Genomic DNA, 12,295 nt, shown 5'->3' with positions numbered 1-12,295 from the left:
TATAGCAATGAAATTAAACTGGGCAGTTCGAGCCTGTTTCTTAATTCGGAGCTGTTTTTATGGCCAGCTTTTCCTTCTTCAATTAAAGGGACAGGGTAGTTTAATAAGACACCTAGTATAATTTCAATAAGACGCCTGTTTTAACGATTATAGGATATGTTCCAAAGATAATGGGAACTAATGGATGTTTCAGTCACTCTGCATATGCCACTGTCGTCGTGGGTAAAGGAAATCATACAGTCCAGAGCAAAAAAGGTGGGAGGGTAGTGGATAAGGAGCTATTTAAGTTATTGACAGATACACTAAGAGACATTGAACGGATAAAATCATATCTTTTACAAACGATGACAATACGTAATGATGGAATCAATTTGCAGGCAACCGAGAGAATCCTTAAAAGGTTAGAGCGGATTGCACAAGAAGCAGATAATGAATTAATTGATACACTCATAAGAATCGAGCAGAATTTTGATTTAGAACGAGCAAAGTACAGAATAACTAAGGCAGATTCGCAAGTCAGAAATCAACCAAAGGATTGAAGTCGTCTTATAGGCGGCTTATTTTATTGAACTTAAGGGGCAGGCTAGTTCAACAAATTAAAATGTAGAAACAAGTGCTAGGTGCTTTGTATTTTTTGAAATTATAGGCAATGAGATAGACCTTTTAAGCTAATTTTTAATATTTTAATATTATTAGCTTGAAGGAGGTAAGAATTTGGCTAGAACGATAGGTAGAAAAACACTATTTTGTCGATGCATATTTCCGCGATATAAATGGTGTGGACCAGGATGCAGCGGACCTGAAGATCCAATTAACGATGTAGATGATTGCTGCAAATCTCATGATCAATGTTATCAACAGGAAAGTCGCTGTCAGTGCGATCGTAACCTAATTAATTGTCTTCGCACTAAAGTGAATTTTTATAGTAGAAAAGGATTTGTTGCTGCTTTAATTTATTTTTACATGAGAATCCAAGTGTTATTCACATGTTCTCTAATTAAGAAAGAATAAAGTAACGAATAATTTTTATCCTCCGTCCCAGAGAATTTCCCCCAGTTTCCCTAAAACATTATCTCAAGTTGGTTAATTTTTTCCTAAGTTAATATTTTATTTTATACAAAAATGTATTTGCTATGGAAAATCAATAATATAAAGAACATACGATGCAAGTGTTGAAGCCAAAGCTGCCATTTTTGGAGCTTTTTTTTATTTGCGAGGGGCAGGTTAGCATTCCTGTAGATCGTTATTTTGAACTTTGATAAAAATAGGGGCCCTCAGTAAGATAGATGAGTAAGACTCGACTCAAACTCAACATCTTAGGAGGAACCCCTTATATGAAGTTTAAAATGCAGGACAAACAAAATCAACTAATAGAAAGAATTACTGATAAGCATCTGATTATTGGCGTGGATATTGCACAACACTTTCACGTAGCGAGAGCCGTGAACTATCGTGGGATTATAGTGGGAGAACCCATCACCTTTGAAAATAATGAAGGTGGATTTTCGATATTATTAAACTGGATACACGAGATTAAAAGAATACATAAACTCGAGGCGGCTACAGTCGGTATGGAACCTACGGGCCATTACTGGATCAACCTTTCCAAATGGCTGATGAAACAAGATATCGAAGTAGTAACCGTGAATCCGCATTTAGTGAAGAGGAACAAGGAAAACCGAGATAATACCCAATCAAAGAGTGACAGGAAAGATGCCCTTGTAATAGCTGATATGGTGAAGAACGGATATTATGCTTTTGTGAGAAACACTTCGGAATCATTTGAGCAACTCAGGGTGCTAATGTCGAACAGGGATGTGATTGTCAAACGGCTGGTCAGCTCTATTAATCAATTAAACCGTTGGGTGGACATCGTTTTTCCTGAACTCAGGCAGGTATTTAAAGATATAACGGCCAAGGGAGCGATCGCTACCCTCAGGCTATTCCCATTGCCGATGGAACTGCGTTCCATGACGCCGGAACAGATCGTCATGGGGTGGAGATCCGTCATGAAGAGGCAGCCTGGAATGAAGAAAGCCCAATTGCTTGTCCAGGTGGCCATGAACTCTGTTGGTACAAGGCAGGCCCTTAGTGCTTATAGATTCCACCTTGAGCAATTATTGGAGGAATATGATCTTGCGGTCCAACAAATGGATAGGGTGGAACAGGCCGTCAAGGAGGTATTGGACTCGATTCCTTTCGCAAGAAAGCTGCTTATGATTAAAGGGATTAGCGAGATCTCCCTGGCTGGCATCCTGGGTGAAGCTGGGGATTTAAGTGGTTTCTCGCATGGCAACTCACTGCTTCGCCATGCGGGACTCCACCTGGTGGAAGCGAGTTCGGGAAAGTGGAAAGGCCAGACCGTCATATCCAAGCGTGGAAGGTCAAGGCTGCGGCGTTTCCTTTACTTAGCCACTATGAGCCTTGTGATGAACAATCCAGAATTTAAGGCGATACATGCCCATAATGTCAAAGTGAAGAAAATGAAAAAAATGAAATCCATCATGAAATTGATTGGCAAGCTGGCCAGGATCTTTGTTGGAATAGCACGTAAGAACGAAGTGTATTATGCCCATAAAGTGCAGCCCATAAAAGACATCGCAGCGTAATACAACTCTTACGTTCTCGGAGAGAACACACCTAAACCAAGCAATAGATTTTCAAATGTTGGCTCATTCGCAGGATTTCAAATATGTACGGAGCACCAGATTTCTTCAACAAAAGGGCACGGACCCATTAGGTTAGCATAACTGGCCTCCACCCCTTGGAAAGGCATGACGAAGGAATGACAGGGCAACTTAGACCCGTTGAGACATGGGAGGGAAAGCCTCCAGGGGCGGCGTGGAGTAGTACATCATATGGCAAATTATGGAGTGGTTTTCCAACTCCTTTATTTAACCATGCCTTCACGTAGCCAAGTTGGCCCAAACTTACTTCGAACAAAAGGTGACCTAAGACCAAGGAGTTTGAAATCCTGCGAATGAGCGAGCATTTGGGAGAAAATCGAATCATACTGAGGGAGTTGAAGAAGCAATCACAGAGAGTGCCGTAAAACGTATTTGAGACAAAAAAAAACCTAGTCAATAGAGGTTTTCTGTACGTTAGCATTAAGTTCTTTTTCAATAAATAAAATTGCAGATTCTATATCATTACAAGTATTAATCACAAGGTTTTTCAAATTTGTTACTTCAAAACAAAAGTTCTTGTAGCAAACGGACAAGAACGGTTGACTGTTGTAGTCGTTGAACAATAATGAAATTTCAGTATTAGGATACTGCTTTATAGTGCTTAGCATATTTTTTATGTGGTCTAAAGACATTTCGTCTTAGCCTCCTTTCCATCATAAAGGGAAGGTGACTAAGAAAAGTCAAAAAGGACCCCGAATAATTAAGTTACGATAACCATACCACAGAAACCTTATATAGTACATAGGTGCTATTTGTCGAGTATCGCTGTTACATGAGCAGATTAGCCGAGCAAAACTGTTATAGATGTGAATGCAGCGATAGAGAAGTGTTAATGAAATAATTTGTGAAGTAATGTACTTAAACTAAAGGGGGCGCTGATCCAAGAAGGATTAAGGCTTTTTTATTGAATTCCTCTCATTAAGCTAACGGGGCACATTAGTTCCATAAGATAAGCTAGGCTTTTATGTCACAAAAGGACCATTAGTTCAATAAATATGCAGGTGAATTTTTCTCTATATAGAATAAAAGTCTTGTAGAGAAAATTCTTTCTTGACCGTTGGGGGAGAGAATATGAATAAAAAGAATATGCGAAAAACCTCAGTAAAGGTTAAATACGGTTAACTGAAAAGAAAAGAAAAGGATCTAAACTGTATTGTGTATAAACCTGCTAAACGCTTGAATAGTTAGGAGGAAAAAATTATGAATAACAAAATCCAAAAAATCACGCCAAACTTGTGGTTCGATACACAAGCCGAACAGGCGGCAGAGTTGTACACTTCTATTTTTAAAAATTCGAAGATAGGAAGAATCACTCACCATGGCAAAAATAATCACGGGATACAAGAAGGAACAGTAATGACGGTGGAATTTCAATTGGATGGGCAAAAATTTGTAGCCTTGAATGGCGGTCCGTATTTCAAATTCACAGAGGCAATATCATTTATCGTGAACTGTGAAGATCAAGATGAATTGGATTATTTTTGGGATAAACTCTCCGAAGGCGGAGATGAAAAGGCTCAAAACTGCGGTTGGTTAAAAGATAAGTACGGAGTGTCGTGGCAAATTATTCCTTCCACTCTAACCGAGATGGTAAGCGACCCAGATCCAGAAAAATCAGAAAGAGTTATGAAAGCATTGCTCCAAACGAAGAGTAAAATTGACATAAAAACTTTGATGCAAGCGTATGAGGGATGAAGTGCCCTTTGCCGTTACAGACAGGGAGATGACCGTACCACGAGTCATTGATAACGGAAAACATTAGTTCAGAATTTACCGCCTTATGCTTGATAGGGCTTTTCTTTTGGCCGGAAATCAACAATCCAGGATGCAGGACTGGTCATGACCCCTTCAGAAATATAAAAGACTAAAATTAAATTAGGTGATGGAATGACTAAAATATTGATTCGTCAAATGAATCTGGAAGAGGTAAAGGAAGTTTCTCAATTTGTTCACAGAGTTTTTAATAACTTTATAGCTCCTGATTACTCTAAAGAAGGTATCTTTACTTTTAAGAGAATAAACGAACCTGCTGCTATCGAAAAGCGAAGCAGAGAAAATCATTTTGTTTTAATAGCTTCTGTGGACAATTTTATGGCTGGAGTAATGGAAATTAGTGATTATAGGCACATCTCAATGCTTTATGTTGATGGTAGATATCAAAATCGTGGCATTGCAAAGTCCTTACTAGCTACTGCTGTTAATAAAATACTAAAGCAATGTCCGGATTTAGATTTTATTACAGTTAATTCCTCTCCTTATGGTATAAAAGCTTATGAAAAACTAGGATTTCAGAAAACCGATGAAGAACAGGAAGTTCAGGGGTTAAGGTTTTTACCTATGAAAAAGTTTTTGTTTAACTAACGGTGCGTTGATCCAAGAAGGATTGACGGCCTTTTTTATTAAATCCTCTTATTGAGCTAACGGAGGCTTGAGCTGATGATCAGGAGCTGCTTTTTGGGCAGCTTTTCTTGTTTCGCTAAAGGGGCAGTTTAGTTGAAGAGTGGTTTTTAACTTTCGTGTAGCACTCGAGGCAGATAGTTAAGAATTAATTTAGCATCAATAGCCGTGAACCCTACCATAAGTAAATGATGTTGGTTAAATGAATAACCTTCAAGGAAAACAAAAGGTTCATCTAGTATACTCAAGATATCTTTATTTCTATATTATTAAAATAGATTCAGTTTATAGTGGAATATCCTACCGATTTCTTGGGCGATAGATGGGCTGCAAACAAAAAAACTAAATGCAGTAAAGTCCAAAATAAAGTTTACTATAGGAATGAATGGGGGGATGATATTGACTATTTTTCAGTACGAAGTTTTTTTAGCGGTTGTTGAAAGCGGCAGCTTTACAAAAGCCGGCGAAAAACTAGGGTTGTCTCAATCAGGAGTTAGTCATAACGTTTCAACACTTGAAACAGAATTAGGAATCGTATTGCTTCGGCGTAATCGGAATGGAATATCTTTAACTGATGCGGGAGAGCGAGTTTTATCGCATATTCGTCAGCTCATTCATCATGCAAAATTGCTTGAGCAGGAAGCGGCACTTATACAAGGAATCGAAGTAGGAAAGATTAAAATCGGGACTTTCCCCAGTTTTTCGTCTAGATTTCTTCCAGGTCTCATTCATAACTTCATAAATAAATATCCTGGCATCCAGATAGAGTTATATGAAGGTGGCTACGACGATATCAAAGATTGGCTCACTTCAGGAACGGTTGATATTGGTTTTTTAGCGCTTCCAGTTAGAGAATTTGATACCATTCCATTACTAAAAGACGAATTATTTGTTTTAGTACCTGAAAATCATCGATTCAACACACTGAAACCAGTTAAAGTCGAATCAATTCATGATGAATCATTTATTATGCCAAAAGCAGGTTGTGATATTTTAATAAAGAGGCTGCTTAGAGAAAATAATGTACATCCTAATGTTATTTTTGAAATAGAAGATAACAATACAATCATTTCTATGGTTCAAGAAGGGCTAGGGATCACGATTATTCCAGAAATGGTCATACCGAAAAATATTCCAAACATGAAAGGGATTCCTCTTGAAACGGGTTTGTTTCGTGAAATAGGTATAGCGTTAAAATCCATTAAGCAAGCGGCACCTTCCATAAACAAATTTATCGGGACTATAAAAGAACAATTTAAACAAGACTAGCTTGAATAAGAAGTCCTTAAGAAAGTCCTTCATTCAAGCTGTTATGTTTATATCGTTAAGATCCCGCGAATGGTAATGGTTGCTGCTCCTGCTACCTTAATGACTGGTTCTAAGTCATTCGGAATGACAGTCACGTAAAGCATTCCAGGTCTTCCAATCGCATCCCCTTGAGCTATTTTAAGGTGTGTCGTCTCACTTTGAGGTAAAACACTTTCTAAATAGAGGAAACCAGCTAATGCTCCGTTTGCTGCCCCCGTTACGGGATCCTCAGGTATGCCAATTCCCGGTGCGAAATCTCTGGTATATAAATCACATTCTTTCGAGGTATTAAAAGTATAAAGATGTGTCGTGCTGATATTATGTTCTTTATTATGCCTCCCTAAAGCCGCGAAGTCTGGCATAGCATTGTCAATGGACATTTGATTTTTAATAGGAACAAGCAAATGCCAGTTTCCGGTATTCGCTAATTTGACTGGATAGGTTAGGTCGATGCTTTCAGTTTTGACGCCAATCAACTGACTAAGCTCTTTCAGGTCAATTTCGAAAACTTGCGTTTTTGGAGTAACTTGTGTCATCTCCACATTAATTATGTTTCCATTTTCTTTATGCCATACAACCGGTATTTTACCTATATTCGTTTCTAATACAATCCCTCCTTTTTTCTCTGCTAGGCCAAACTCAGTTGCCAAAAGCCAGGTTAACCCAACAGTTGCATGCCCGCAAAAGTTGATTTCTTCAGCCGGAGTAAAGTATTTCACTTTATAATCAATGTCCTCATTATTTGAAGGCAGTAAAAATACGGATTCGGGTAAATTTAATTCTTTTGCAATACTTTGCATCTCATGTTCACTTAATTTTTCTGCATCTAACACGACACCTGCTGTATTACCTCCAAATTTTTCTGTTGTAAATGCATCAACATGATAAACTCTTATTTCTCTCATCATATTAACTCCTTTTCAAATATTTTTTGATACCTCCATACTATGCCTTGATGATGCATTAGTAAAATGAATATTTTTGATTAAATAAATCGGAAACACTAATGCATACTAAGCTCATTTAGATTTATTTTGGGGAACCGTTTCATAATTTATGGTAACAGTTCAGAAAGTAATAGAGCAATCCGAATTCCAATGGCTTTTTTCTAAAAAAATAAACTAACATTACACTTTTATAAGTTGCAGCTTGTGAAGTTTTGTACTTTAACTAATGGGGGCGTTGATATGGGAAGGATTAACGGCTGTTTTTATTAAATACCTCTTATTGAGCTAAAGGGGCAGGTTGGTTAAAGAAGGAAAACCAAAATGTGGTAGAAAGTCGAGTGTCCCTAAATGAGGATAAATCAACATTTGATTTGGAATAAAAAAGGACCGCTGAAGAATACGCGGTCTTATACAATGTTATATTTGGACTACATGTGAATTTGTTGGGTTTATATTATTGTCAGTCATATAATAACCGTGACTTTTCATTAAGGAGTTTTTTATTTCGGGAGTTATCCTATCACTTTCATACGCACAAACTGAAATGGATTTTTTTGCTGAAACATTTACTTGAGCTTCAGTTTCAAATTCCTCAATTATACGAGCGATTTCCTGGTGATTTCCCCATTCAACATGAGCCCATGTTCGAATAGGGATATTTTTTTCAACATAAGGTGAGACTACTGCTGCGAAATATTTATTAATTGATTTAGGGTGAAAATCGCCACTAGAGTAGTAAAAATCATAATTATTAATATGATGAATTTTGTCTGAATCGTTTAACCTGATTGTTGATGGGATTTTTTTTTGTATCAAAGGGAATAGTCTGTCATTTTCTATAAATATGACCCTCTCTCCTTCTTGAATTCCTTTCTCTATAAACAGCAGGGCATTTTCTATATATTTCTCAGTGGTATCAAACGAATAGAAAATATGTGCTCCATCTGGTTTGTTGCTTTTCGAATAGCCCATAATACTATGATTTTTCATAAATCCAACTCCTATAAATATTTTAAATGCAGTTAAGTGTGTATTAAGCGACAATACATATAAATACCCCATTCAGGGCACTATTATCCTAACCAAGAATGCCCATTTGATAAGCAGTTATATTATGCTCACTTAAACTACCATGAAAATTAAATTCTGTAACTTCAGGAAAATGGCCATACTTAAATAGACGCAGCTCAATCAGTTTTTTAAAAAGGAGAGCGTCTGATTCCTGAATCGATTATTGAAAGACTAGGATGCTTCCGAAATGGTCACTGTATATCCTAAGTTCTCCAGTCTCCGAACCGAATGCCGTACGATTGAAACTTGTCTTTGCTTGTCAAAGTAGTCCTCACCCAAATCAACATACATTTCTTTTCGGGTGAGAAGGTAATACGCGATACGCAACATCGCATGTGCGACTACAATGGCTGCACGTTTCTTTCCTTTTCGTCCGGCTGTCCGCCTGTATAGGGCACCGAGATAGTTCTTCGAACCCCTTACTGATTGGGCTGCTTCAGTTAAGGCAGAACGGAGATACTTGTTACCTTTTTTGGCTCTTGCAGATTTCCGCTTTCCAGCACTTTCATTGTGGCCAGGAACCAAGGCTGCCCAGGAACATAAATGTGCAGCACTAGGAAACTGCGAACCCACATTAGTACCAATTTCAGCGAGTATTTGTTCAGCCATCCTTGTGGCTATCCCAGGAATGGAGTCAAGCCGTTCGATATCTTCCTGATATTCGCTTACCCTCTCGGCAATTTCCTTGTCGATTATCTCGATCTGTTCAGTGAGGAAATCAATATGAGTCAAAATTGTTTTAAGCATTAATCGCTGATGTGGGTTTACATAGCCTCGAAGAGCCAGCTCAAGTTCATCTTTCTTCTTTTTCATTGTACGGCGTGCCAAATTTGATAGTTTCTCAGGGTCGTCTTCACCGTTTGCGATAGCATGAAGCATGTCCTTTGCCGAAACACCCATGATGTCCGAAACGACAGAACCAAGTTTGATGTTCGCTCCTTCAAGCACCTTTTGAATCCGATTGTGTTGCCGGGCACGTTCTTCGATAATGCTTCGGCGATAACGGACTAGTTCCCTAAGCTCCCGTTGTGTCCTGTTCGGGATAAAGCTTGCCTTTAACAATCCGTGTCTTAGTAATTGGGCAATCCATTCGGCATCTTTCACGTCGGTCTTACGACCGGGAAGAGATTTCATATGTTGGGCATTGACCACGAGAAATTCAATACCTTCAGCTTCCAACAGATTGACGACTGGTTTCCAGTAAACACTTGTACTTTCCATCGCAACGTGACTGCACTTTTGTTCCTTAATCCAATCGATTAGATCCAAGAGGAAGATTGTTTTAGTAGAAAACGTGCGAACCTCCTTTCCTTCAGATGTCATGATGCAGGCAGTAATATTGTCCTTATGTACATCCAGCCCGCAAGCTCTTTCAATGATTACATCCATTGAACTTTTCCTTTCTTGGCTAGTTAAAATAGAGGCTGGTGCAGCAACCAGAATTAGGATTAATCTACCATAAGTGCTTCCCCGGAAGGGGAGCGACAGTCGGTGGTGCACCGTGGTCGTTGGAGTCAGACTAACGGATGGGCTCTATGGCACCATAGTTCATCGACCTTCCTCATCCAGCCTAAGAACAGTATCGACGGTTTGGAGCCATTTTCATTCTCTGTGGTGAATCGCCGGTTTTGCGATTCATGGAGGGCTAACGGGGGCAAGAGCTGAAGATCAGAAGCTGCTTTTTGGGCAGCTTTTCTTATTTCGCTAAAGGGGAGGTTAGTTGAACGACAGTAAAGAAATATGACTTCTTTTTTACCCCCTAAAACAAAAAAAGAGACAGTTTTGTGACTTAAGAGCAAGGAGATTGAAATCCTGCGAATGAGCGAGCATTTGGGAGAAAATCGAATCATACTGAGGGAGTTTAATAAGCAATGGAATAAATAAAACTCGCTACTTTAGCGAGTTTTTTGCCCTTCATGTCCAACATGAAGAAAGGCTAGTTATTCAATTGTATTTTTCATTGCATTGTACATATTTTCTACGTGTTCATCGACTTTATCTCGTGACATGCGCAGTCGTTCTATTGAAGTTCCATATCCAATTTCTTGTTTACCCTCTTCCAATCCTTTAAAAATCCCATCTGCGAAATCATCTAACGGCTCTCCATGAGTATGCAGCCCTGCTCCGCCTAAATCAGTATTCGCTGCTGGAGGAGCAACTTCAATTACTTCTACAGATGAATCAGAAAGCTGGTGTCGTAAACTCATTGTAAATGAATGAAGTGCCGCTTTCGTTGCTGAATAGATCGGAGCAATGGCAAACGGAGTAAAAGCTAACCCAGAAGTGACGTTAATGATAGTCGCTTCTTCTTTTGTAGAGAAAAATGTAGCAAATAGTATAGACAGATGGAAAGGAGCTTCAATGTTTGTTGTGATTTCTTTATTGAAGTAATTCCAATTGTTCTTCGCATCTGCTTTTAAAACATTAAAGCGTTGTTGAATCCCTGCATTGTTCACTAACACATTCACTTCTGGATAGTTCTCAGTTACCCAATCAAACAATGATATACGCTCAGATTCAGTGCTCAAATCACTTACATGAGTAATAAGGTCTGGGAATTTTTCTTTTGCATTTTGAAGTGCATTTTCACGTCGACCAGTAACGATAACTTTATTTCCCGCCTTTATAAAGCGTTCTGCAAAAGCTAATCCTATCCCAGCACTTCCACCTGTAATAAGTATTGTATTTCCTGATAGTTTCATTTTAGTTCCTCTTTTCCAATTATTCTCTTCACTTAATAAAAACTAATTTATACTTTTTCTGGAACAGGTCGTTTTGTATAACGTGTAATTTTTAAGTCAATCCTCTTTAAAGATTCTGTCATTAACGAAATTTCATCTAGCACTGACTGCTTGTGTTTCCTCATCATTTCAAGCCGGAGTTCAATGGTTTTGTCTCCTTCTACAACCCAATCAATATATTGCTTAATACCACTAATGGGCATGTGCGTATTTTTCAAACAAATAACGGTTTCAAGGAGTGAAATTTGATCTTCCGAAAATAACCGCCTACCTGCCTCATCCCGCTCAATTAGTGGCAGCAGTCCCTTTTTTTCATAATATCGTAACGTTGATTCTGTAATATTGAATTTTGCTGCAGCTTCGCTAATTGAACAATATTTCATCGGGAGACCTCCAAATTTTATCTTTCCTTGTCAACAGGATTATGATACAACTTAAACCGTGGTTTAAGTCAACAAAAAAATTTTGAATTCTGTACCAGTTAATGAATTCAGACTTTTCGTCACAAAAGGTAAATCAAAGGAAAACAACATTTCTTTAAATTGAGATAATAATGTGAACCACAACAGTTAAATCGTCAATAATTCCTCACTATAAACAAAAATGTGAAAAGGTGAACGTAAACTAACGGGGGCTAGAGTTGAAGAACAGGAGCTGCTTTTTGCGCAGCTTTTCTTGTTTCGCTAAAGGGACAGGTTAACTGAACAAGGCTTGAGCCAACTTTTTGTCACCAAAGGAGACCGACATATGAAAATTACTTTATTTATTGAGGCGGATGGTTCAGTAGACGCTAATCATCTTGTAGTTAACTTTAAGAATTTTGCTGCTGCATATGAAGTAAAAACGTCAATTATCTCCGTAGAGAAATATTGGAAGATTGAACAAATGTATGAGGCTTTACTTAATATTGAAGAAACATCTGAAGGCAATGTGCCAAAACTACTCAATCATATCGCTTCTAATTGGATGGAACTTCCCCACAATATATTAGCTTCAAGAACTATGGATCATTGTCAAATATTTGTCCCATACCTTTATATGATAAATGTATTTCGTGGCGAATAAATAGCCAATATTCCTTCTTAAACAAACGGAGCAGGTTTGTTCAAGAAGAAATCACAAGAGCAATGACTAATTACTGTAA

Annotated in this window: 12 protein-coding genes; 7 read left to right on the top strand and 5 right to left on the bottom strand. The window is 38.2% G+C overall.

The window, feature by feature from the left end:
• Window positions 1-266 precede the first annotated feature (266 nt).
• The 6 genes from V1500_RS15280 (at window position 267) to V1500_RS15255 (ending at window position 6,353) form a co-directional block, all read left to right on the top strand.
• Window positions 267-539 (top strand): hypothetical protein, encoded by a 273-nt coding sequence (locus V1500_RS15280; protein ID WP_409300511.1) that lies wholly within the window; start codon window positions 267-269, stop codon window positions 537-539.
• A gap of 175 nt (window positions 540-714) precedes the next feature.
• The gene (locus V1500_RS15275; protein WP_409300509.1) at window positions 715-1,011 is read left to right on the top strand and encodes a phospholipase; all 297 of its coding nucleotides are present in this window, start codon (window positions 715-717) and stop codon (window positions 1,009-1,011) included.
• A 323-nt stretch (window positions 1,012-1,334) separates the two neighbouring features.
• Complete coding sequence (locus tag V1500_RS15270; protein ID WP_409300507.1) at window positions 1,335-2,609, top strand: IS110 family transposase; 1,275 nt, start codon at window positions 1,335-1,337, stop codon at window positions 2,607-2,609.
• A gap of 1,278 nt (window positions 2,610-3,887) precedes the next feature.
• Window positions 3,888-4,382, top strand: a complete 495-nt coding sequence (locus V1500_RS15265; protein ID WP_409300505.1) for a VOC family protein — start codon at window positions 3,888-3,890, stop codon at window positions 4,380-4,382.
• Window positions 4,383-4,574: 192 nt separating this feature from the next.
• Window positions 4,575-5,048: a GNAT family N-acetyltransferase gene (locus tag V1500_RS15260; RefSeq protein ID WP_409300503.1), complete on the top strand. Its 474-nt coding sequence runs from the start codon at window positions 4,575-4,577 to the stop codon at window positions 5,046-5,048.
• Window positions 5,049-5,483: 435 nt separating this feature from the next.
• The gene (locus V1500_RS15255) at window positions 5,484-6,353 is read left to right on the top strand and encodes a LysR family transcriptional regulator (protein WP_409300501.1); all 870 of its coding nucleotides are present in this window, start codon (window positions 5,484-5,486) and stop codon (window positions 6,351-6,353) included.
• 47 nt (window positions 6,354-6,400) lie between these two features.
• Here V1500_RS15255 and V1500_RS15250 read toward each other — a convergent pair whose 3' ends face one another.
• From V1500_RS15250 to V1500_RS15230, 5 genes are all read right to left on the bottom strand, one after another.
• Window positions 6,401-7,297, bottom strand: a complete 897-nt coding sequence (locus V1500_RS15250) for a PhzF family phenazine biosynthesis protein (RefSeq protein WP_409306009.1) — start codon at window positions 7,295-7,297, stop codon at window positions 6,401-6,403.
• A gap of 459 nt (window positions 7,298-7,756) precedes the next feature.
• Entirely contained in the window at window positions 7,757-8,329 is a 573-nt protein-coding gene (locus tag V1500_RS15245) for an MEDS domain-containing protein (RefSeq protein ID WP_409300499.1), read from the bottom strand.
• Window positions 8,330-8,581: 252 nt separating this feature from the next.
• On the bottom strand, window positions 8,582-9,799 hold the full coding sequence (locus V1500_RS15240) for an IS110 family transposase (protein WP_409300497.1): 1,218 nt from the start codon (window positions 9,797-9,799) through the stop codon (window positions 8,582-8,584).
• Between the two features lie 551 nt (window positions 9,800-10,350).
• Complete coding sequence (locus V1500_RS15235) at window positions 10,351-11,112, bottom strand: SDR family oxidoreductase (RefSeq protein WP_409300495.1); 762 nt, start codon at window positions 11,110-11,112, stop codon at window positions 10,351-10,353.
• Window positions 11,113-11,159: 47 nt separating this feature from the next.
• The gene (locus V1500_RS15230) at window positions 11,160-11,534 is read right to left on the bottom strand and encodes a MerR family transcriptional regulator (protein WP_409300493.1); all 375 of its coding nucleotides are present in this window, start codon (window positions 11,532-11,534) and stop codon (window positions 11,160-11,162) included.
• Window positions 11,535-11,898: 364 nt separating this feature from the next.
• Here V1500_RS15230 and V1500_RS15225 point away from each other — a divergent pair, with 364 nt between their 5' ends.
• Window positions 11,899-12,216: a hypothetical protein gene (locus V1500_RS15225; protein WP_409300491.1), complete on the top strand. Its 318-nt coding sequence runs from the start codon at window positions 11,899-11,901 to the stop codon at window positions 12,214-12,216.
• Window positions 12,217-12,295: the final 79 nt, after the last annotated feature.

Source organism: Peribacillus sedimenti (assembly GCF_046237635.1).
GTDB lineage: Bacteria > Bacillota > Bacilli > Bacillales > DSM-1321 > Peribacillus > Peribacillus sedimenti.
The sequence above is the reverse complement of the archived record's forward strand: the minus strand, read 5'-3'. Positions and strand labels throughout refer to the sequence as shown.

Coding starts and splice junctions, on each gene's coding strand:
- V1500_RS15240 (WP_409300497.1), bottom strand. CDS start 9,799: ATGGATGTAATCATTGAAAGAGCTTGCGGGCTGGATGTACATAAGGAC.
- V1500_RS15265 (WP_409300505.1), top strand. CDS start 3,888: ATGAATAACAAAATCCAAAAAATCACGCCAAACTTGTGGTTCGATACA.
- V1500_RS15235 (WP_409300495.1), bottom strand. CDS start 11,112: ATGAAACTATCAGGAAATACAATACTTATTACAGGTGGAAGTGCTGGG.
- V1500_RS15250 (WP_409306009.1), bottom strand. CDS start 7,297: ATGAGAGAAATAAGAGTTTATCATGTTGATGCATTTACAACAGAAAAA.
- V1500_RS15270 (WP_409300507.1), top strand. CDS start 1,335: ATGAAGTTTAAAATGCAGGACAAACAAAATCAACTAATAGAAAGAATT.
- V1500_RS15230 (WP_409300493.1), bottom strand. CDS start 11,534: ATGAAATATTGTTCAATTAGCGAAGCTGCAGCAAAATTCAATATTACA.
- V1500_RS15225 (WP_409300491.1), top strand. CDS start 11,899: ATGAAAATTACTTTATTTATTGAGGCGGATGGTTCAGTAGACGCTAAT.
- V1500_RS15245 (WP_409300499.1), bottom strand. CDS start 8,329: ATGAAAAATCATAGTATTATGGGCTATTCGAAAAGCAACAAACCAGAT.
- V1500_RS15260 (WP_409300503.1), top strand. CDS start 4,575: ATGACTAAAATATTGATTCGTCAAATGAATCTGGAAGAGGTAAAGGAA.